Genomic DNA, 20,700 nt, shown 5'->3' on the forward strand with positions numbered 1-20,700 from the left:
GGGCTCGGCGGCCGGCTCAGGCCGGGTTCAGGCGGTCGGTGAAGTCGACCGCTTCGCGTACGTCCTCGTCCGGGTCCTCGGAGAGACGTTTGAGGAGCTCGTCGACTCCGGGGGTACGCCAGCGGGCCACGGCCTCGACCAGGGCCACGCGTACGTCCGCGTCGGGATGGTCGGCGAGGTGGGCGAGTTGGTCGATCGGACCGCGTCGGCGGAAGCCGAACCAGTACAGGGTCGCGCACAGCTGGGCGGCGTCGCCTGCTTCGGTGATCCGGGCGAGCAGGACGGACGGCGCAGGTGCGGGCCCGTCCAGCGGATGCGGCCTGCGGTGGCGCAGGCGCTGGGAACCGTACTCACCGCGTACCCGGCAGCCGTAACAGGTGCAGGGCGATGTGCCGTTGGAGCCGGGGAAGTAGCGCCAGCCGGTCACCTGGCGGACGGCGCGTACGCGGTGGATCTCGGCCCGGGTCGCGGCCCTGGGGAGGAAGACCTCCCAGCCGCGCGGGTCCTCCAGGGCGGCCAGCCGGCGGACGGCTTCGCTTGCCGTGGTGGGGGTATGGGACCGGCCCGGGCGGTTGCTGTAGTGGCCAACCGTGACGGGTTCGTCGTCCGGCAGTCGCAGGTGGACGGCGACGAGGCCGCGCGGGCCGCCGTGGCGGGCGAGTTCGCGCAGCCACTGGTGGGTCAGTGTGTAGGAGGGCAGGACCGGGAAGCAGAACAGTCCCTTGTCGTCGTCCCGGCCATGACTGACGGCCCGTATCCCGGACTTGCGGATACGGGCCGCGTTGGCTGCGGGTGTCAGGTGGACGAACATGGCCATGGCGCCGATGGTAGAGGGACCGGCCGGAGCCTCCTGCCGTTGGCGGGCATGGACCGTATCTGCGGGTTCTCTGCCGCGTACACCGGCCGTGTCCTTACGATCGACGCCATGAGAGCCTCCGGAACCTTTACCGTCACCTCGTTCGTCCCGGCCGATCTGAAGCCCGACCCCGAGGTGACCACCGCACTCCCCGTCGGCGTCGCGACCATCGTTAAGAGCTTCGAGGGCGAGATCATGGGGCGTTCGACGACCCTGTTCACCGCCGCCTTCGACCAGGCCGCCGGCGCCGGCACGTACGTGGCGATTGAGTCCTTCGAAGGGGCGGTCGACGGCCGCGAGGGCACGTTCAACTTCGTGCACTCGGCCTCGACGAGCGGCGACGACCGCAGCAACGAGTTCTTCGCGATCGCGCCGTCCAGCGGAACCGGCGCGCTGGCCGGGATCCGCGGGGGCGGCGGGCTGGCCGTCGACGAGGACGGCACCCACCGGATCTGGTTCGACTTCGACTTCGACGCCGGCCCCGCAGCAGACGCTCAGTAGGCGAGCGCGTCCGCCATCTCGGTCTGCCAGTAGGTGACGAAGCCGTTGTCGTCCCAGTAGGTGTCGGACGGGAGCGTCAGATTGACCGGGGTGCCCGTGGATCCCTGGCCGCTCCTGCCGGAGAAGTGCACCTGAAGGCGCGTGGCCTTGCGCGGGGCCGGGCCGGCGCCGGGCTCTCCGGTCAGACCGATGGCGGCGTACGCGGACTGGCCCGGGTCGAGCGTCACGACGGCCTGCGGCTTGCTGTCGTCCAGGACCGGGAAGGCGGCCTGCGCGTCGTCGAAGCGGAGCGCCGGCGCGTAGTACGCGTAGCAGGGGCCGTCACCCGTGTTGGTCAGGGTCAGCAGCAGGTGGTTGAGGGGGCGGCTCACCGTGGTGACGGTGGTCCGCGTGTTTCCGCCGGTGCAGGTGGTGGGGGTGCGGTCGGGCTTGGTGCCGCTGCCCGTCCGCTTCGTGGAGCCGGTGGTGTTCTTCCCGTCGCTCCGGGCGGGGGCAGTGGTGTTCTCGGGTGTGCTGCCCGTGCCGGTGGTCTTCTCCTCCGGAGCGGCGGTCGCCGCCGGGGGCCGGGACTCCTTGACGGCCTGGTGGGCGGCCGGAGCGGCCGATCCCGCACTGGCGCTTTCACTGCTGCCGGTCTCACTGCCGCACGCGGTGAGGGAGAGGGCGGCCAGGAGGGCGGTGGCGGCGAGGGTGGTGGTGCGGATGAGGTTGCTGCGCATGGTGGTGCTCCCCGTGTAGTCGTGCAGTGAAGTGGTGGTGGTCTGTGGTGGATCAGTAGGTGAGGGCGTCGTCCATGCTCATCTGCCAGTAGGAGACGGTCAGGCTGCTGTCGACGTGGACGCTCTTGGAGAGCGGGACACTGACCGACGAGCCGGTGTTGTCGGAGTTGCCGTCGCGGTTCTGGAAGCTGACGCTCAGGTCCTGGGTGGAGTAACCGTTCGAGCCGCTTCCGTCGGCCGCCGAGGTCATGACACCGGTGTAGGCCGACTCGCCCGGGTTGATGGTCACCACGGCCTGCGGCTTGCTCTCGTCGAAGGTGTTCGGCACGGACTGGGCCTCGCCGAACTTCAGGTACGGGTAGTAGTAGGCGTTGCAGGCCTTCGAACCGGTGTTGGTCATCGTGAGCAGCATGTGGTTGACGGGGCGGCTCACCTCGGTGATCGACAGCTTGGTGTTCCCTCCGGTGCAGGTCACCGTGGCCGTGTCGGCGCTGTCGTCGTTGCCGCCGTTGCCGTTGCCGTTGCCGCCATTGCCGCCGTCGCCCTTCGGCTTCGTCGTGGACGTGCCGCCGCCGGAGCCCGAGCCGGTTGAGTCCTTGCCCTGGTCGGAGTCCGGGGCCGCCGTGCCCTTGTCGCCGGAGGCGCCGGAGTTCTCCGCCGGGGTCTTCGAAGCCGCGCCGGCCGAAGCGGAGGGGAGGGCGTCGTACGGCTCCGGGTCGTCGCCCTGGCAGGCCGTCAGGGACAGGGAGGCGATGAGAGCGACAGCGCCGAGGGCGGAGGTGCGGGCGGCGCGGCGGAAGTTGAGGGTACGCATGAGATGGATTTCCGTTCGTCGAGTGTTGCGGAGTGTGGGGCGCCGCTTTGGTGCGTCAGCGGCTAACAGCTGTACTGGACAATGACGTGTGGTCAGAGGTGCCACAGGAGTGCGATGACGGTCGCGACAGAGGCGATCAGAACTCCTGTGGCGACTGCGTCGGTCAGGCTGAGTTGAGGACGAGTACGCACGGCGGCTCCCGGTGGCGGGCAGAGTTGGTGGGTGTACGAGTCGCGCTGCTCGCCCTGGCCGGGGTGCCGCTGCGGTGTGTTCCACCATCGTGTCCGGTCCGTGAATCCAGTGGCAACGGATCACGGCCTGTACGGGACGCTGGAACGGGAAAATGGCCTCTGACCTGCGATGACATCACCTGCCTGGGACGCCGTTCCGGGAGGGTAGGAGAGGGGAACGGTCAGGGTGAGCACGGAGATCCAGGACTTCGCGGCATTGCTCAGGGGGCTGAAAGAGCGCTCCGGGCTGAGCTACGGAGCGCTCGCCCAGAAGCTGCACATGAGCACCTCCACGATTCATCGGTACTGCAACGGCGAGGCGGTCCCGCACGACTACGCGCCGGTCGAGCGCTTCGCGCGTGTGTGCCGTGCGACGTCGGACGAGCTGATGCGCCTGCACCGGCAGTGGATCCTGGCCGACGAGGCGAAGCGGCGAGGGGCCACCCGGAAGACGGAGGCCGCCGGGGCGGCCGAGCCGGTGGCGGTGACGCCGGAGCTCACGGCTCCGCCGGAGCCGGAGCCGGGGCCCGAACCCGTGCCCGTGCCCCCGCCCGCGGGCCTGCGGGAGCCGGAAGCGGAACCGGAGTCGGAGTCGGAGTCGGAGTCGGCGGCCGACGACGTGACGCCGGATGCGCGCCCCGTCGGTGCCGCGCGTCCCGCCCGGGGCCGGTTGTCCTCCAAGCGGCTGCGGGTCCTGCTCGCGACCACTGCGGTCGTGGCGCTCACCGTGCCCACCGCTCTGGCGATCAACCACTACTCGGGCGACCGCACCCGTGAGGAGGGCATGGACACGCCCCGCAGCAGCGCGCCGGTCACACCGAGCCGCAGCGGCAGCACGTCTCCGTCGCCGAGTCCTTCGAAGCCCTCGCCGTCCGCGACCAGTGGCTCCGCCTCACCCTCCGCCACGGCGAAGAAGTCCACCGGCCCCCTGGGGTCGGACGGCGAGGGCGAGAAGAACACCGGGTTCCAGGGCGTGCCGGTGACCTCCACCCTGAGTTCGTACAACTGGGACTGGCCCTGCGGGCAGTACTACGTCCTCGACCGTGACCCCAAGGGCATGCCGCCGGTGCCCGACGTCCAGGACCGGGCCAGGCGCAACTGGGCGGCGCAGCTGGGCGGGGTGGACGGGGGGAAGATGCTGATCGAACTCACCCTCCAGGGAGCGTCGGAGCAGGCGGTCGTCCTGAAGGCGCTCCATGTCCGGGTGGTGAAGCAGGAGGCGGCCAACGACTGGCCCGCGTACTCCATGGGGGAGGGCTGCGGGGGCGGCATCGTGCCGCAGTCGTTCAACATCGACCTGGACGACAGCCGGCCCGTCTCGCGGCCGGTCGCCGGTGAGGACGCGGGCAAGGTCGTCCCGGCGAAGAACTTCCCGTACCGGGTGAGCTCCACCGACGTGGAGGTGTTCCACGTCAACGCCCACACCGAGGACCACGACGTCACCTGGTACCTGGAGCTGGACTGGTCCAGCGGGGGCCGGACCGGGACGCTGCGCATCGACGACAACGGCAAGCCGTTCCGTACGAGCAGCATGAAGGACCGGCCCGTGTACGAATACCGGCAGGACACGGCCGAGTGGGAGGACATCTCGGAGTCGCTGGAGGGGCAGGGAAGCTGACCGCCCCTGCGGAGCTCGGGTCCCGAAGCTCGAAGCCCGGGGCTCGGGGCTCGGGCTTCGGGCGGCGACCGTCACTCGTTCGAGGGGTGGTGGACCCGTCTCGGGCCGGGTTCGGCCCGAAGCTCGGGGCTGGGGACCCGGGCTCCGAGACGCGAGCCGCGAGATGCGAGCGCCTTCTTTTAACCGGCCACTGAATACAGGGGGGTTGGTAAAACCTCCCCGACCTCCCTGACCCGTAGCGGCGAGCAAGTATGACTAATGGTGACGGCTTGCGACGGAGCGTGGCGAGTGTTTACGGTGCGAGAACGCATCGACCCCGACGCGGTGTTGAACCACCGAGCCGGGGTCTGACCCCAAGATCGGAAAAGGCGATCCCGTGGCTGCCCAGAATTTTAGTCCCGCCCTGCCCGCGCCCGCAGTGGCGGCCCCGTACCCGATGGCCCAGCCCGGTTACGGCAAGCGCTCCGCACAGGACCAACTCCCCGCCCAGCCGGATGACTTCGCTCTGCTGCCCCTGCGCGAGCGGTACATCGCCGGGTTCATCGAGCACCTTCCCGAGGGCGCGTCGATGAGCGTGAAGTGCCTCGCCAGGCAGATCCCGCTCTACGGGCAGCAGGCCATCGCCTCCGCGCTGACCGCCCTGTCCGTGGCCGGCCACCTGCGGCGCGTCCGCTGTGCGATCGGCGTCGGCGACGAGGTGCGGTGGGTGTTCCGCACGTTCTGGTCCCGTACGGCACGCGACAACGAGTGGTGGGCGAACCACCTCACCCCGGGAGTGCCGCAGCCGGTGCAGGCGCCCGTACCCGTTCCCGTACCCGTTCCCGTTCCCGTTTCCGAGCCTGCTTCATGTGCCCTGCCCCCGCAGCGCACGGCAGTGCCTGTGGCGGCGCCGGTTCGTGAGGCTTCCTCGCCCGCGTACTTGGCCCTCGCCGGTCTGGGGCGCATCGACAGGCGGCTCACGCTCTCCGCCGACGACTGCACGGCCCTGGAGGACCTGGCCGGGCGGTGGTTCGCACGTGGGGTGAACGCCGACTACCTCACCAGCGCGCTCACCGCCGGACTGCCTGCCCAGGTCGACTCGCCCGTCGGCTTCGTCCGACGCCGGCTCATGGACAAGCTGCCGCCCGCGCTGCCCACCGCCCCCACACCGCCATCGGCCGGATCCCCCGTCCGCCACGTGATGATGGAGTGCACCGACTGCGGTGCACCCGGCCCCGCCGAAGCACTCCCCGACGGCCTCTGCCGCTCCTGCCGCCGGCAGGCCGCTCCCGCAGAGCCCGTGCCCGACCCGCCCGCCGAGCGGGACGTCACCGCACTCGTCGCCGGACTCCGGGACCTCCTCAAGGCGCCCTGAGACGGCTCAGTCCCACCAGAAGGCCCAGGTCCGCTGGTTGAGCACGGCCTTCTCCGCGTAGGTGTCCAGGCTGTTCAGCGTGGACTGCTGGATGTTGTCCGGGCAGAAGGCGAAGTGCTCGGCGGCCAGGGCCTCGGACTCGGCGATGGTGGTCGGCGGGCGGCTCACCGAGACGACCATCGTGTCGAAGCCGAGCACCACGACCCGCGCTCCGAACCGGTCCTCCCAGGAACGCAGCACCGCGCAGAGCCGTGCCACGTCGTTCTCGTGGTTGAGCGGTCCCGACCAGCCGATCGCCGCCGCTATGTCCGCGCTGCGGCGCGCGGGCACGAGAGCCGCCCGCAGTCCGGTCATCGGGCCGCTCGGGTCGGTCAGGAAGTCCGCGAGGCCCGCCGCCGAGGTGTCGGGGTCCTCGCTCGCCGCTTCTGCCGGTACGGGGGCGAGGCCCGGCCAGTCGGCTTCGGAGTCGTCGAGGCCGAGCTCCTCGGGGGCGTACGCCTCCCAGGCCTCGCTCAGGACCTCTTCGGCGTCGTGATCGCCGGGGTACGACGTCCTGGCCGGGCCGAGGTCCCACGCCTCGGGCCACTGGTCGCGCGTGCCGCCGTCGATCAGTACGGGCAGCAGACCGACGGGCCGCCCGGTGGTGCGCAGCGCGGTCCAACTGCCGGGGGACGCGGGCGCGTCCGCGTACCAGAGCAGGGGCTCGTGCCACACCTCGTCGATCGTGGCGTCCACGAAGGTGCCGGGCGGCAGGTGCAGGTCTGCGTCGGCGGGGGAGCTGAGTGGGTTCGGAAGCGTCGCCATGCCGAAACCCTAGGCGTCGCCGCTGACATCCGGACCGCCCAGGGCCTGCGTATCACTCACGGTCTCCTGTCGGAGGATCGCGTCCCGCATTTCGCGCGCGGCCGCCGCAGCGGTCTCGTGGTCCAGGCCCGCTTCGTTGAGGACGACCGTGCCGTAGCTGCGGCTGTCGGTCCATGAGCAGGCGGTGTGCGCGCCCTTCTCCTCCGTGGCGGTCGCGTACGAGGCGCAGTGCAGCCGGCCGCCCGCGATGCCCGGGCTCGCTTCCCAGGTGTCGTCGATGGCGGCGTCGGACTCGGTGAGACCGAGTTGGGTGCCACTGACCACGGCTGGCGGTGCGTCGAGGGCGTCACCGGTCGAGCCGAAGACGTAGGCGGCCGGCTGGGCGCCGTAGGACGCCAGCTGTTCCATGGAGCCGTAGAGGTAGGCGAACGACGTGTCGAAGGCATTGGTCCACATCCCGGCCATCTCCGAGTCGAGGCCGTCGACGGCCGGTTGCGCGGAGAGCAGCGGCTGGCCGCGGAACGAGGCCGGTGCCGGTGCCGATGCCGTGGTGTGCGGGTCGTCGGTGTCCGAGGAGGTCACGAGCCACGAAGGTGAGACCAGCGCGAAGAACCCCAGCGCGACGGCTGCCACGAGCGCGACGGCATCGCGTGCGCCGGGTGCGGGCGGTGGCGGCAGAAGGCTGTACGAAGGGTCTCTGTCGGCCGGGGGCGGCTGCAGGCGGGACGCGGCGCGGGTGCGGGCACGGCTTTCCAGGGCACCGAGCAGGCGGTGCGGGAGGAAGACGAGCAGGGCGGCGGCTCCGGCCCACAGGGACAGGGGAGACGCGGACCTGGGGATCATGGCCAAGGCCCCCAGCGCGAGGGCGAGGGGCACGAGCAGGATCGGGGCCCGCACCTGTGCCACGAGCAGCCGGCGGCCCGGGCGGCCGAGCGCGGCCAGGGTTTCGGCGCGGATCATCCGGCGCAGGTCGTACAGGTAGTGCTGGGACTCCTCCGCGGCGAGGCGGGTGGCTTCGGCGAGGTTCGGGGCGGTGGTCAGGGCGGTGCGGACGTCGTGGCGTTGCGTGTGCGCGGCGGAGAGCGGGATGGGCGTGGCGAGGGAGGGCCTGCCGCCACCCGTCGCGGCCATGATGCCGCCGATGCCCTTGCTGATCCGGTCCAGACGGCGCACGTACGTTGAGTCGGGGGCCAGTTCGCCGACCCGGGCGACGAGGCCGGGGCCGCGGGCGTGGCGGCCGGGGCGGTCGAGCGCGTCGGATTCCAGGCAGAGTTCGGCGTAGGCCGCGAGCAGGCCGACGTCGTCGGGGAAGGCGTCCAGGCCCCGGCGGTAGGCGCGTTCGGCCGCGTCGTCGTGGTCGTCCTCGTTCTCGGCGACGTGGGCCCGGCCCAGCAGCGTGTAGAGGAGGGGATCGGGGCCGTACCGCTCCAGTGCGGCGGTCGCCCGGGCGCGGGCGTCGGCGGGTCTCCTGCCGCTGAGGGCTGCCTGGATCGCTTCCGCGGCGGCCGCCGCCTCCTGTGCCGCGGCTGCTTCCGGTGCCTCTTCGGGCGACGTGCCGTGCTCGGTGTCCTGCATGAGATCCCCACCCCGGGTGACGCGGCCGACGAGAGATCGGCCGCGTCACTATCGCCTGTCGGCCGAAGGCCGGTCAATGGCTGTCGGGGAGGGGTTCGCAGGTCGGGCGGGGTGCGGGGGCGGTGGCGTCAGCCGCCCACGTACCAGCTGAATCCGCCGGAGGCGGCCGCGATCACCAGCACGACGACGATCAGCAGGTCGATGACACCGAGCACCAGGCCGGCCTTGGCCATGCCCGTGCCGCCCTTCGCGGACAGCTGGCGCAGGCCCACGACACCGAGCACGATGGCCACCGGTCCGAGGACGATGCCGAAGAAGAGCAGGCCGATGATTCCGCAGATCAGGCTGGCTACCGCGAAGCCGTTCGTTCCGGACCGGGCGGCGGGGGCGGAGTACGAACTGTTGTCAGGCGTCATTGCACTCTCCCTTTGAATTATCGGTTCGGTGCTGGAATCGTCTTGTGCCCTTGATGAGTTGACGCATGCCGGGGAAGGGAATCCGTGCGGTGGTCACGGTGCGGTCAGCGCGCCATTACGGCAAGAATGATCTTTCCTTCCTGGCCGAGCGGGCGGATGGTCACGCGATGGGCCAGCCGCAGGATCATCGGCCAGCCGAAGCCGCCCGTCCGGCCGCTCATGTCAGGGACGCGGGACTGCGGATGTGCGGGGCTCGGGTCGGCGACCCGGACGTGCAGGGTGTCGCTGTCGGCCTTGAAGGAAAGGGCTGTGACCGCTCCGGCGTGCTGGATCGCGTTCGTGACCAGTTCCGACGAGAGCAGCAGCAGATTCTGGACGGTGCGGGCCGACGGTGCGGGATGCAGCCGCGCCGCGAAGTCGGCGGCTGCCGCGCGTGCTTCCGCCGCTCGGTGGGGTGGAGGTGCCGGACACCGCGCGATCTCCCTCCCGGTGGTGGAGATTCCGGTGGTGGAGATTCCGGCGGAAGGGACTTCGGTGGCGGGGACTTCGGTGGCGGAAAAGGGAGCGGCGCACTGTTTCGTCATCTGTTCTCACCCCGTGAGTCGTACGTGGAGGCGGGTTCCTGTTGCGTGTACCCGGGGTATTTCGGTGTATCCGAGATTCTTTGTGCGAGGAAAGCAGGAGGAGGGAAATGCGTGTCCCGCGGGTTTCCGGGCAGGTGTGTGCCCGAGACATCCGATCTGCTGCGAAGGGATTCCACCATGAACGAGTCCGTCGAACGCGCGCCGGACTCGACCGCGGTCGTCGTCGAGCCCGTGCCCGATCTCCAGCTCCAGCTGCTGATCCAGCTCCTCGACAAGGAGATGCGGTCCGGGCTGCCGCTCACGCTCACCCTTCCGGCCGGGGTGCTGCACGGTGATGTGATCGGCCACGAGGCGTGGAAGGCCGAATGGGCCAGGAGCCTGCGCCAGGTCGAGGGTGAGGGCGCCAACCTCATCGCGGAGTTCCCCGAGACGGTGGACCAGGGGATCGACGAGCTGCGGTCCGACGAGGGCGTGCGGCAGCTGCCCCGCTGGATCCATCTGCGGGACGCGACGCTCGTCCTCGGAGGCGCGGCCCCGATCGGGCTGCCGTTGTGGCGGGGCCGGCTGGCGGACGTGTCCGGGTGGGCGCTCGGGCGGCCCGAGTAGCCGGAGACGGACGGAAAGACAGCGGGGCCCGGCACACCGAAGTGTGCCGGGCCCCGTCTCTGTCCGTGCTCAGAGGCGCTCGGGGGTCCTGATGCCGAGCAGCGCCATGCCCTTGTGCAGGGTGCGGGCGGTGAGGTCGCAGAGGAAGAGGCGGTTCTCCACCACCTCGGCCGGGTTCTCGTCGCTCAGGACGTGGCACTGGTCGTAGAACGTCGTGTAGAGCGAGGCGAGCTGGTAGAGGTACGCGGCCAGCTTGTGCGGCTCGTAGCCCGCCGCCACCTCGGACAGCACCTCGCCGAACTGGTCCAGGTGCAGGCCGAGCGCCCGCTCGGCCGGTGCCAGTTCCAGCTCCGGGTGCGCGACCGGCTTCGCGTCGCCGGCCTTGCGCAGGATGGAGCGGATACGCGCGTACGCGTACTGGAGGTACACCGACGTGTCGCCGTGCAGCGACACCATCTGGTCCAGGTCGAACTTGTAGTCCCGTACGGCGGAGGTCGACAGGTCCGCGTACTTCACGGCGCCGATGCCGACGTACCGGCCGTTCTCGACGATCTCCTCCTCGGAGAGGCCGATCTTCTCGGCCTTCTCCCGGACGACGGCCGTCGCCCGCTCGACCGCCTCGTCGAGCAGGTCCTCCAGCCGGACCGTGACGCCCTCACGGGTCTTGAACGGCTTGCCGTCCTTGCCGAGCACGGTGCCGAAGGCCAGCTGGTGCGTCGTGACGCCGTCCTTCAGCCAGCCGGCCCGGCGGGCCGTCTCGAAGACCATCCGGAAGTGCAGGGACTGCCGCACGTCCACCACGTACAGCAGGGTGGTCGCGTCGAGGTTCTGCACCCGGTCACGGACCGCGGAGAGGTCGGTGGCCGCGTAGCCGTAGCCGCCGTTCGTCTTCTTGACGATCAGCGGGGTCGGGTTGCCGTCCGGGCCCTTCACGTCGTCGAAGAAGACGCACAGCGCACCCTCGGAGCGGACGGCGACGCCCGTCTCCTCCAGGATCCGGCAGGTCTCCTCCAGCATGTCGTTGTAACCGGACTCGCCGACGATGTCGGGGTCGTTGATCTCCATGTCGAGCTTGTCGAAGACGGAGTAGAAGTAGACCTTCGACTCGTCGACGAACCGCTGCCACAGGGCGAGCGTCTCCGGGTCACCGGCCTGGAGGGCGACCACCCGGTTCCGTGAGCGGTCCTTGAACTCCTCGTCGGAGTCGAAGAGGGCCCTCGACGCCTTGTAGAGCCGGTTCAGGGACGACATGGCGGCTTCGCCGTCGGCCTTCTTGTCGTCCTCGTGGTCCAGCTCGTCGGGGTGCTCGATCAGGTACTGGATGAGCATGCCGAACTGGGTGCCCCAGTCGCCGATGTGGTGCCGGGGTACGACGGACTCGCCGGTGAACTCCAGGATCTGCACCATCGCGTCGCCGATCACGGCGGACCGCAGGTGGCCGACGTGCATCTCCTTGGCCACGTTCGGCTGGGCGTAGTCGATGACGGTCGTGCCGGCCGAGGCGTTGTACGGCACGCCGAGCCGGTCCTCGTCGTCCGCGGCACGGGCGGCGAGGGTCTCGATGATCGCCTTGTCCGAGAGCGTGATGTTCAGGAAGCCGGGTCCGGAGACCTCGATGTCCTTGATCAGGTCGCTCGCCGGGAGGGCGCCGGTGACCTGGGCGGCCAGCTCGCGCGGGTTGCCCTTGAGCTTCTTGGCGAGCGCCAGGATGCCGTTGGCCTGGAAGTCGGCCCGGTCGCTTCGGCGCAGCAGCGGGTCCGCGGTACCGGCATCCGGCAGAGCTGCCGTCAGGGCGTCCGCCAGCTGCTGCTGGAGCGTGGAAGCGAGGGAATTGACCGAGCCGTGCTCAGGCATGGGACGGGCTGCCGTTTCCGTAGGGGTACAAGGGATGACCCCAAGTATCCCACGGGCTGTAAAGCGGTTTACGCCTCCGGCCGCGCGCCCCCGCAAAGCCGTTTTCGCGCTGTGGGCGGTACCTGGGAGAATGGTCCTCGCCCCTATGAGTCCTACAAGAGAGAAGGACGTGCCGACCGTGGCTCAGAGTCAGAGCAGCACCGAGACCGACTGGGTCTCCCGCTTCGCGGACGAGGTCATCGCCGAATCGGAGCGTCGTGCGCCTGGCAAACCGGTCGTCGTCGCGTCCGGCCTCTCCCCGTCGGGCCCGATCCACCTGGGCAACCTGCGCGAGGTCATGACCCCGCACCTGGTCGCCGACGAGATCCGCCGGCGCGGGTACACCGTCCGGCATCTGATCTCGTGGGACGACTACGACCGCTACCGCAAGGTGCCGAACGGGGTCGAGGGCGTCGACGCGTCCTGGGCCGAGCACATCGGCAAGCCGCTGACCTCGGTGCCCGCCCCGGCCGGCTCCGCGCACGCGAACTGGGCCGAGCACTTCAAGGCCGCCATGACGGCGGCCCTGGACGAGCTGGGTGTCGAGTACGACGGGATCAGCCAGACGGAGCAGTACCTGGCGGGGACGTACCGCGAGCAGATCCTGCACGCGATGCGCCATCGTGCGGACATCGACGCTGTCCTGGACCGCTACCGGACCAAGAAGGACCCGGCGGCCGGCGGTGCCAAGGGCGGCAAGAAGCCGCAGCAGCAGAAGAAGGTCGACGAGGCCGAGCTGGAGGCCGAGGCGGGTTCCGGTGCGGCGAGCGAGGACGACGGCAGCAGCGGCTCGGCCGGCTACTTCCCGTACAAGCCCTACTGCGGCAACTGCGAGAAGGACCTGACGACGGTCACGTCGTACGACGACGAGAGCACCGAGCTGAACTACACCTGCACGGCCTGCGGCTTCGCGGAGACCGTGCGGCTCAAGGAGTTCAACCGCGGCAAGCTCGTCTGGAAGGTCGACTGGCCGATGCGCTGGGCGTACGAGGGCGTGATCTTCGAGCCGAGCGGGGTGGACCACTCCTCGCCCGGGTCGTCGTTCGTCGTCGGCGGCCAGATCGTCCGCGAGATCTTCGACGGGGTGCAGCCGATCGGGCCGATGTACGCGTTCGTCGGCATCTCCGGCATGGCGAAGATGTCCTCCTCCAAGGGCGGCGTGCCGACCCCGGCCGACGCGCTGGAGATCATGGAGGCGCCGCTGCTGCGCTGGCTGTACGCGCGCCGCAGGCCCAACCAGTCCTTCAAGATCGCCTTCGACCAGGAGATCCAGCGGCTCTACGACGAGTGGGACTCGCTGGGGCGCAAGGTCGCCGACGGTTCCGTGCTGCCGGCGGACGCCGCCGCGTACGCCCGGGCCATCGGTACGGCCGCCGGTGAGCTGCCGAGCACGCCGCGTCCGCTGCCGTACCGGACCCTCGCGTCGGTCGCCGACATCACGGCCGGGGCCGAGGACCAGACCCTGCGCATCCTCACCGAGCTGGACCCTTCGAGCCCGCTGACGTCGCTGGACGAGGCCCGGCCGCGGCTCGACCGGGCCGAGAACTGGATCACCACCCAGGTCCCGGCCGAGGCCCGCACCATCGTCCGGGGCGAGCCGGACAAGGAGCTGCTCGGTTCGCTGGACGAGCAGGGCCGCGAGTCGCTGCGGCTGCTGCTTGAGGGGCTGGACTCGCACTGGTCGCTGGACGGGCTGACCACGCTCGTCTACGGCGTGCCGAAGGTGATGGAGGGGCTGGAGGCGGATGCCAAGCCGACGCCGGAGCTGAAGGCGGCGCAGCGGTCGTTCTTCGCGCTGCTGTACCGGCTGCTGGTCAGCCGGGACACGGGTCCGCGTCTGCCCACGCTGCTGCTCGCGGTGGGTGCGGACCGGGTGCGGACGCTGCTCGGCGCCTGACCGCGGACGCACACAGGGCGAAGGGCCGTCACCCGGGGATCCGGGTGACGGCCCTTCGTGTTCCCCCCGCGCGGGGGAAGTCGCGGGGGGTGCGCCTCACGGGGGTGAGGCACGTGTGGGGGTTCTTGGGGGGTGCGGCGGTGCGTGGGGTGGTGGGTTCAGGCCGTGGGGGCCAGGGAGGTCTGCGGGTCGGAGAACGTGTCTCGGGGGACCCGGGGGACGGTGGCCTTGGCTAGGCCCGTCAGGGTCCTGCCGGGGCCGATCTCCATGAGGCGGTCGCAGGCCAGATCCGTGGTGAGGGTGTGCAGCGTGTCCGCCCAGCGCACCGGTGCCGTGAGCTGGTGACGGAGCAGTTCGGCCCAGTGCGGCCCGCCGCGGTGCGCGCGGGCGTCCACGTTGGAGACGACCGCGGAGTGGCCCGGCATGAACCGGGCCGTGGCGAGGGCCGCGGCGAAGGGCTCGACCGCTTCGGCCATCAGCGGGGTGTGGAAGGCGCCGCCGACCGTCAGGGCCACCACTTTGGCCGCTCCCGCCCGTTCCGCCGCCCGGGAGCAGCGTTCCACGTCGGCCGCGTGGCCCGCGATCACCGTCTGCTGCGGTGAGTTGAGGTTCGCCACCCACACCTGGCCGCCGTCCGCGTGGGTCTCGTCGACCAGGTCCTGTGCCTGTGCGGCGTCCAGGCCGAGGATCGCGGCCATCGCTCCGTCCGCCCGGGCGCAGGCCGTCTGCATGGCCGCGCCGCGTGCCACGATCAGCCGGACCGCGTCCTGCGGGTCGAGGATCCCGGCGGCCACGAGTGCGGAGTACTCGCCGAGGCTGTGTCCGGCGCAGGCGCCGGGGAAGGCGGCCAGCGGGTGCTGGCGGCGCAGCTCCGTCAGCGCCACCATGGCCAGGGTGAAGGTGGTCAGCTGGGCGTTGTCGGTGCGCCGCAGCGTCTCCGTGCCGGCGTCCAGCAGCAGGGCCTCCATGTCCCGGCCGGCGGCCTCGGAGACCTCCGCCACCACGGACCAGCCGGGGGTGCGGTGCCAGGGCAGGCCCATGCCAGGACGTTGCGCTCCCTGGCCGGGGAACATGAGCGCCAGTCGGGTGCTCGCCATCGTCTTCCGTCTCCTTCCTGCGGCCGGGGGCGATATGTCACTGCGTGGTGGGTGACGCGTCACCGTCCACTGACACGCGTTCCCCGCCACTGGCGTCAGTGACTTTCCCATTCCCGGATTCCGCGGTCCGGATCGCATTGTTGCGATCCGCTGCTTTCTCCGGTGATGAAACCACTTCAACCACCCTGTCAGGACTCTGCGTTGCACTTGAGTGGTGGCTGAATGCGCCTTTGGAAGGGGGGGTGTTCCTTTGTGTTTCCGGGCTGATTCCGCGTGTCGGTCCGGATATCAGGCGACGGCCTGGCCGAGCAGGGCCAGATGTGCGCAGTGCTGCGTGACCATGAAGAAGCGGTACGGGCGGCGGCGCAGATGGCGGTCGTCGGTGGCGTGGCCCGCGAGCGTCACGGCTGCGAGGGCCAGGCCGCCCACCAGGACCACGCAGGCGGTGGGCAGTTGCTCCGGTGCCCAGCGCAGCGCTCCGGCGGTGAAGGAGGTGCCCACGGCCACGGCGCCGGCCGCGACGAGGACGCGGGTGCGCCGTTCGCCCAGGGTGACGGCCCAGGTGCGGCGGCCGGCCGCGGTGTCGCCCTCGATGTCGGAGAAGTCCTTGGCGACCGCACCGACGAGCGCCATCCACAGGGACATGGCGAGGGCCGTGAGGAACAGCGCGGGTGAGCTGGGCGAGACGCCGAGGGCGAGGGGCCCGGCGGCGTAGGTGAGCAGTCCGGAGAGGAACACGACGCCCATGGCCGCGGGTGTGCTGTTCTTCCAGACGGTGCGGGGTGCGGAGTAGGCGTGCCCGAGCAGGAGCATGGCCGTGCACAGGAGCAGGGGGCCGAACCCGGCGCACGCCGCGGATATCAGCGAGGCGACGGCCGCACCGCGGGCGACGAGCAGTGCGGTGTGACGGGGCAGCCGGCCGCTCGCTATCGGGCGGGTCGAGCCGTTGACCTGGTCCTCGTGGTAATCCGTGCATCCGTTGTAGAGGTAGGTGTAGAAGATGGCGCCGAACCATGCGAAGGAGCCGAACACCGCCTGAAGAACCGGTCGGGTGCCGAGGGCCGGATCCGCCGCGAGCGCCAGTGCGAGACCGGCGAAATAGCGGAGCTGGAAGGCCATCAGAACGGCGGGGCGGGATTCTTCGATGCAGAGTCGCAGAATGCTGGGAATCCGGTACTTCGAGCCACTGGGTGCAGTCACAGGCAGTGGCCGTATCGTCGCCATAGGCATGCCCAGGAGCCTAGGCATGGGCAGGGGTACCTGACTGTTCTGCAAATGAGCCATGGCTACCACTAAAGAGGCATGGAATACCGGCGGGTCGGATTCCGAATTCCCCTGTGCCGGAACCGGCCGTGCGGGAACCGGCTGTGCCGGAGTCCTATGCCTGTGTTCCGGTAAGCCGGCCCACCGCCGGAGTCCGGTGCCTGCGTTCCGGTAAGCCGGTCCACCGCCGGAGTCCGGCGCCCTCCGTTCTGGTACGCCGGTCCACCGCCGAAGTGGACCCCCCGCCCGTCTGCCGCCCGCGCTTCGCTGGTGAGCAGGCGGGCGCCGTCGTTTCCGGCACCCCGCTTCCCGTAATGGGCCGTTGGCAGCCCTGGTCCGTTTCCGACCCCGGGAAGCCATCATGCGTACCCTCCTGTCCCCGTCCCTGCCCTCTTCGTCTCCTTTCCCGAGCATCTCGGTTCTCGCACCGGGGGAGATCCACGTCTGGTCCGTCCCTCTGGACCATGTGCCGCCCGAGCGCGCGGACATGGTCCTCGATCCCGGCGAACGCGCCCGTGCGGCGCGCATCCGTCATCCCCGCGCGCAGTGGCGCTACCGCCGGGCGCACCTCGCGCTGCGCACCGTGCTCGGTGGCTACCTCGGCGTCGCGCCCGGCCAGCCCCGCTTCACCCGGCGCTGCCCCGAGCCGGAGGTGTGCGGCGGCTGCGGCCGGGGGCGGCCCGTGCTCGTGGACGGGCCGTGGCCGGATCTCGGCTTCAGCCTGTCTCATTCCGGAGCCGCGGCCCTGGTGGGTGTGGCCGGGGAACCGGGCGCGGTCGGCGTGGACGTCGAGCGGCTCCGCGCGACCTTCGACTGGGGCCGGGTGCCCGCGGTGGGGGCGCAAGACCGGATTGCTGGATTCCGCACCTGGACCGCGGTCGAGGCGGTGGGCAAAGCGGCGGGAACCGGTCTGCGTATACCGGTGTCCGTCGGCGCTCCCGAGGCGGGCGGGCTGCGGCGCGCGCACCGGTCGGGTGATTCCGCCGACTGGTACGTTCACGATGTGGACTGCCCCGACGGATATGTGGGTTGCGTTGCCACGGCGATCCCAAGGGCTGCGGTAAGCGTTTTCTCGTGGCCGTCAGGAGACTTGTCTCAGAACGTGGGACGGGTGGACCCGTGTTGACATTCTGTAACCGTACGATGATGATCCGACAGTCGGTTTCGGATGAGGGTGGGGGCTCTTTTGATGCATTCCGGTTTTGTTGAATCCGACACGGCCGAACAACTTCTGGGCCGGACGCACGAATTACTGTCCGACTACCGGGGCCGGCTCGAAAAGATCAAAAGCCCACTGGTCGCAAACGAAGAGACCTGGCACACCTGCGCCCTGCAGGCCGAGCGGATCATCCGGGACTGCGCGGACAGCCTGCGCAGCGGCCGGGCCGATGTGCGCGACCGGCTGATCCAGCAGGTCGAGGGCCTGGGGGTGGCGCGGGCGACCCAGGGCATCGACGCCGTCCACTCCATCCGTGCCGGGATGATCCTCTTCGACATCGTCTTCGACGCGCTCGGGAAGGCGATGGTCGACTCACCCGCCGCGTTCGACGGTTTCCAGGCCGGTGTGCGTACGTTGCAGCAGGGGATCGGCAGACGGCTGGAGGCCGGCGCGATCGGCCACGACACCTATCTGCTGAACACGGTGCGGGAGGTCAACGCGGCCAGTCAGCGGCAGCTCGCCCGCGAGATACACGATCACCTCGGCAACCACGTCAGCCTCGCCCTGCGCCGTATCGAGCTGCACGAACTGACCTGGGAATCCAGCCCCGACGAGGTCGCCGTACGGATCGGAGCCGTCAAGGACACCCTCACCGAGGCCCTCGGCATCATCCGCGACCTGGTGACCCAGCTGCGCCGGGCCGACCGCGAAGGCACGCTGGAGTCGGCGTTCACCGCGTTCCTGGAATCGATGGAGATCACTCCCTCCAAGGTCCGGATCAAGGTCAACGGCAGTGAGGAGTGGGCCCCGCAGGACGTGCTCGACGAGGTGTTCCTCGTGGTGCGGGAGTGCCTGCGCAACTCCCTGGCGCACGCCGAGGCCGAGCACGTGCTCGCGACGGTGGACATCGCACCGTACAAACTGCAGGCGCTGATCGAGGACGACGGATGCGGCTTCGACGTCTCGGAGGTCGCCACGGCGGGCCGGGCCAACGGGATCGCGTCGTGCACCGAGCGGGTCGAACTGCTCGGCGGCACCATCCTGTTCGCCAGTGCACCCGAGGGCACCCGGGTCACGCTCACGATCCCCCTGATGGACCTCCCAGGTGATTCCGTTGAACGCGCGACCTGAACTGATCCGCATCCTGGCGGCCGACGACCACACGCTGCTGCGTACGGCGCTGGCCGAACTGCTCAACGCGGAGGACGACTTGCAGGTCGTCGCCCAGGCGAGCAGCGGGCGGGGGCTCGTTGAGCTGGTTGAGCGGCACCAGCCGCATGTGGTGCTGCTCGACGTGGAGATGCCGGACCACCACCCCAGGGCGGCGGTGCGCGGGCTGCTGGAACGATTCCCCAGCCTGCGGATCATCATCCTCACCATGTACGACGACCAGCCGCTCGTCCATGAGCTGCTGCAGCTGGGCGCCCGGGGCTATCTGCACAAGAGCGTCTCCCGGGCGGCCCTGCTGAGCGCGGTCCGCAACGCCGCCCGGGAGGACGACCAGATCACCATCCTGGTGCCGCGCTCGGGCTACACGGCGGGCGGTGACCAGGCGCACGACCAGGAGGCCGGGCCCGTGTCGCCGCGCGAGCGCGAGGTGCTGACCTGTGTCGCGGAGGCCATGAGCAACCGGCAGATCGCGGCCAGGCTCGGGATCACCGAAGGCACCGTCAAGCGTCACCTGCGCAACATCTTCGACAAGCTGGACGCGGTGTCGCGCATCGACGCGGTGAACAAGGCGCTGGCCCAGAAGCTGATCGCGGCGCCCCGGGGCCGTTCGATGCGCTGAGGGGCCGTGGGGGCCGCTGAGGGGCACTCAGCGGCTCAGCCGCGGCGCGCTTCCTCGTACGACGCTCCGATGGCCGCCACGGCCTCGGAGATGCCGGTGAGGGGCAGTGAGCCGTACCCCAGGAGCAGGCCCGGCTCCCCGGGCGGCCCGCCGAAGCGGAACGCCGCGCCGCTGCGGACCAGGACCGAGCGGCGCAGGGCGCCGTGCACCACGGCCGCCTCGTCGGTGCCCGGGGGCAGTACGGCGTAGCTGTGCAGACCGGCCGCGCAGCCGATGATGCGGGCCTCCGGCAGGGACTCGTGGACGGCCGCGGCCAGTGCCTCGCGGCGGGAGCGGTAGCGGGAGCGGACCCGGCGCAGATGCCGGTCCAGCAGGCCGCTGCGCATCAGCTCGGCGAAGGCCAGCTGGGTGAGGGTGTCGGAGCCCTGGTCCTGGCGGGAGCGGACCCGCTCCATCAGCGGGTACAGCTTCGGGGGTATCGCCAGCCAGCCCAGCCGCAGACCGGGGACCAGGACCTTGCTCGTGGTGCCCGCGTAGACCACCCGCTCCGGGTCGCCCTCCTGCAGCGCGGTCGGCCTGATCCCGCGGTCGAACCAGAACTCGCCGTCGTAGTCGTCCTCGATGATCCAGCCGTCCCGGGCCCGCGCCCAGGCCAGGAGCTGCTTGCGGCGCTCCGGCGACATCATGACCCCGGTCGGGAACTGGTGCGCGGGGGTGACCAGGACCGCGCGGGCGCCGGAGCGCTCCAGGGCCTCGACGATCAGGCCCTCCTCATCGACGGGGACCGGCACGGGGGTCAGCCCGGTGTCCAGGATGAAGCGGCGCTGGCCGCCGTGTCCCGGCTCCTCGATGGCCAGTTCATGGATGCCCAGGCGCTGGAGGGAGTCGGAGAGCAGGGCCAGGCCCTGGGCGAACCCGGCGGTGACCATCACCTGGCCGGGTTCGGTGTGTACCGAGCGCACCCGGCCGAGATAGCCGGAGAGTTCGTTGCGCAGTTCGGCGATGCCGGCGACCGGGGGGTAGTCCATGCCTTCGCGGCCGACGTTCTGGAGCACCTTCGTATAGGAGTTGAGCCACTCCTGACGCGGGAAGTTCGACAGGTTCGCTATGCCGACCCGCAGATCCCAGCGCGCGCTCGTCGCCGGGCGGGAGTCCAGCAGGGAGGTGTCGCCGACGCTGTCGGGCATCTTCCGGGCGACGTGGGTGCCCGATCCGCGGACCGCGTCCAGATAGCCCTCGGCGATCAGCTGCTCGTACGCCTCGACCACCACACTGCGCGAAAGCCCCAGGTCCAGGGCGAGTTGACGGCTCGACGGCAGGCGTGAGCCGGGGTGCAGCACCCGGTCCTCGACCCTGGTCTTGATGGCGTTCTGGAGCTGCGCGGTGAGTGGCACCGCCGAGTCCCGGTCCACTTGCACCGACAGATGCCAGGCCATCTGGTCTGCTCCGTCTCCCCCGCAGTGGTCTGGGTGGTCCCCCTCGCCCACTGGCCTACTTGATCACGCCAACGGCCTTTATTTATAGC

19 protein-coding genes are annotated in these 20,700 nt (G+C 70.4%); 8 read left to right on the plus strand and 11 right to left on the minus strand.

Translation table 11 applies throughout. The features are described 5' to 3' along the window. Positions 1 to 16: 16 nt before the first annotated feature. A complete protein-coding gene (locus OG959_RS21365) occupies positions 17 to 817 on the minus strand; it encodes a HEAT repeat domain-containing protein (RefSeq protein ID WP_326660725.1) in 801 nt (266 codons plus the stop codon). A 108-nt stretch (positions 818 to 925) separates the two neighbouring features. Here OG959_RS21365 and OG959_RS21370 point away from each other — a divergent pair, with 108 nt between their 5' ends. Beyond that, positions 926 to 1,357 (plus strand): DUF3224 domain-containing protein, encoded by a 432-nt coding sequence (locus tag OG959_RS21370; RefSeq protein WP_326660726.1) that lies wholly within the window; start codon positions 926 to 928, stop codon positions 1,355 to 1,357. Here the strand turns inward: OG959_RS21370 and OG959_RS21375 are convergent. Next, positions 1,351 to 2,076, minus strand: coding sequence for a DUF4232 domain-containing protein (locus OG959_RS21375; protein WP_326660728.1), 726 nt, complete (start codon positions 2,074 to 2,076; stop codon positions 1,351 to 1,353). The two genes, OG959_RS21370 and OG959_RS21375, sit on opposite strands and share 7 nt — an antisense overlap. 52 nt (positions 2,077 to 2,128) lie before the next feature. Next, positions 2,129 to 2,890, minus strand: coding sequence for a DUF4232 domain-containing protein (locus OG959_RS21380; RefSeq protein ID WP_326660730.1), 762 nt, complete (start codon positions 2,888 to 2,890; stop codon positions 2,129 to 2,131). Positions 2,891 to 3,307: 417 nt separating this feature from the next. Here OG959_RS21380 and OG959_RS21385 point away from each other — a divergent pair, with 417 nt between their 5' ends. Together OG959_RS21385 and OG959_RS21390 are read left to right on the plus strand one after the other, a co-directional pair. Next, entirely contained in the window at positions 3,308 to 4,738 is a 1,431-nt protein-coding gene (locus tag OG959_RS21385) for a helix-turn-helix domain-containing protein (protein ID WP_326660733.1), read from the plus strand. Between the two features lie 376 nt (positions 4,739 to 5,114). Continuing rightward, positions 5,115 to 6,092, plus strand: a complete 978-nt coding sequence (locus OG959_RS21390) for a MarR family transcriptional regulator (RefSeq protein ID WP_326660734.1) — start codon at positions 5,115 to 5,117, stop codon at positions 6,090 to 6,092. A gap of 6 nt (positions 6,093 to 6,098) precedes the next feature. On the opposite strand, the gene OG959_RS21395 is transcribed toward OG959_RS21390, so the two are convergent. The 4 genes from OG959_RS21395 to OG959_RS21410 form a co-directional block, all read right to left on the minus strand. After that, positions 6,099 to 6,896: a DUF4253 domain-containing protein gene (locus tag OG959_RS21395; RefSeq protein WP_326660735.1), complete on the minus strand. Its 798-nt coding sequence runs from the start codon at positions 6,894 to 6,896 to the stop codon at positions 6,099 to 6,101. 9 nt (positions 6,897 to 6,905) lie between these two features. Then, positions 6,906 to 8,471 (minus strand): hypothetical protein, encoded by a 1,566-nt coding sequence (locus OG959_RS21400; RefSeq protein ID WP_326660737.1) that lies wholly within the window; start codon positions 8,469 to 8,471, stop codon positions 6,906 to 6,908. Positions 8,472 to 8,599: 128 nt separating this feature from the next. After that, on the minus strand, positions 8,600 to 8,887 hold the full coding sequence (locus OG959_RS21405) for a DUF4190 domain-containing protein (protein WP_326660739.1): 288 nt from the start codon (positions 8,885 to 8,887) through the stop codon (positions 8,600 to 8,602). Between the two features lie 104 nt (positions 8,888 to 8,991). Next, positions 8,992 to 9,402 carry an ATP-binding protein gene (locus tag OG959_RS21410; protein ID WP_442805754.1) on the minus strand — a complete coding sequence of 137 codons (411 nt, stop codon included), beginning with the start codon at positions 9,400 to 9,402 and terminating at the stop codon, positions 8,992 to 8,994. Between the two features lie 246 nt (positions 9,403 to 9,648). Here OG959_RS21410 and OG959_RS21415 point away from each other — a divergent pair, with 246 nt between their 5' ends. After that, positions 9,649 to 10,077, plus strand: a complete 429-nt coding sequence (locus tag OG959_RS21415; RefSeq protein ID WP_326660741.1) for a hypothetical protein — start codon at positions 9,649 to 9,651, stop codon at positions 10,075 to 10,077. Between the two features lie 69 nt (positions 10,078 to 10,146). On the opposite strand, the gene argS is transcribed toward OG959_RS21415, so the two are convergent. Continuing rightward, positions 10,147 to 11,931: an arginine--tRNA ligase gene (argS, locus tag OG959_RS21420; RefSeq protein ID WP_326660743.1), complete on the minus strand. Its 1,785-nt coding sequence runs from the start codon at positions 11,929 to 11,931 to the stop codon at positions 10,147 to 10,149. Positions 11,932 to 12,100: 169 nt separating this feature from the next. On the opposite strand from argS, the gene lysS reads away from it, so the two are divergent. Continuing rightward, positions 12,101 to 13,867 carry a lysine--tRNA ligase gene (lysS, locus tag OG959_RS21425; protein ID WP_326666531.1) on the plus strand — a complete coding sequence of 589 codons (1,767 nt, stop codon included), beginning with the start codon at positions 12,101 to 12,103 and terminating at the stop codon, positions 13,865 to 13,867. A gap of 158 nt (positions 13,868 to 14,025) precedes the next feature. Here the strand turns inward: lysS and OG959_RS21430 are convergent, their stop codons facing one another. Together OG959_RS21430 and OG959_RS21435 are read right to left on the minus strand one after the other, a co-directional pair. Next, a complete protein-coding gene (locus tag OG959_RS21430; protein WP_326660745.1) occupies positions 14,026 to 14,964 on the minus strand; it encodes an ACP S-malonyltransferase in 939 nt (312 codons plus the stop codon). 288 nt (positions 14,965 to 15,252) lie between these two features. After that, entirely contained in the window at positions 15,253 to 16,164 is a 912-nt protein-coding gene (locus OG959_RS21435) for a UbiA family prenyltransferase (protein ID WP_326660747.1), read from the minus strand. Between the two features lie 550 nt (positions 16,165 to 16,714). Between OG959_RS21435 and OG959_RS21440 the strand changes: the two genes are divergently transcribed. The 3 genes from OG959_RS21440 to OG959_RS21450 all read left to right on the plus strand — a co-directional run bounded on the left by OG959_RS21440 (position 16,715) and on the right by OG959_RS21450 (position 19,175). After that, positions 16,715 to 17,353 carry a 4'-phosphopantetheinyl transferase family protein gene (locus OG959_RS21440; protein WP_326660749.1) on the plus strand — a complete coding sequence of 213 codons (639 nt, stop codon included), beginning with the start codon at positions 16,715 to 16,717 and terminating at the stop codon, positions 17,351 to 17,353. Positions 17,354 to 17,416: 63 nt separating this feature from the next. After that, positions 17,417 to 18,517, plus strand: coding sequence for a sensor histidine kinase (locus OG959_RS21445; protein WP_326660751.1), 1,101 nt, complete (start codon positions 17,417 to 17,419; stop codon positions 18,515 to 18,517). Then, entirely contained in the window at positions 18,501 to 19,175 is a 675-nt protein-coding gene (locus tag OG959_RS21450) for a response regulator (protein ID WP_236064333.1), read from the plus strand. The genes OG959_RS21445 and OG959_RS21450 overlap by 17 nt, the downstream gene beginning before the upstream one ends. 35 nt (positions 19,176 to 19,210) lie before the next feature. On the opposite strand, the gene pdxR is transcribed toward OG959_RS21450, so the two are convergent. Continuing rightward, positions 19,211 to 20,611 carry a MocR-like pyridoxine biosynthesis transcription factor PdxR gene (pdxR, locus tag OG959_RS21455; RefSeq protein WP_326660753.1) on the minus strand — a complete coding sequence of 467 codons (1,401 nt, stop codon included), beginning with the start codon at positions 20,609 to 20,611 and terminating at the stop codon, positions 19,211 to 19,213. Between the last annotated feature and the right edge of the window lie 89 nt (positions 20,612 to 20,700).

The organism is Streptomyces sp. NBC_00385 (assembly GCF_035917155.1).
GTDB classification, from domain to species: Bacteria; Actinomycetota; Actinomycetes; order Streptomycetales; family Streptomycetaceae; genus Streptomyces; species Streptomyces poriferorum.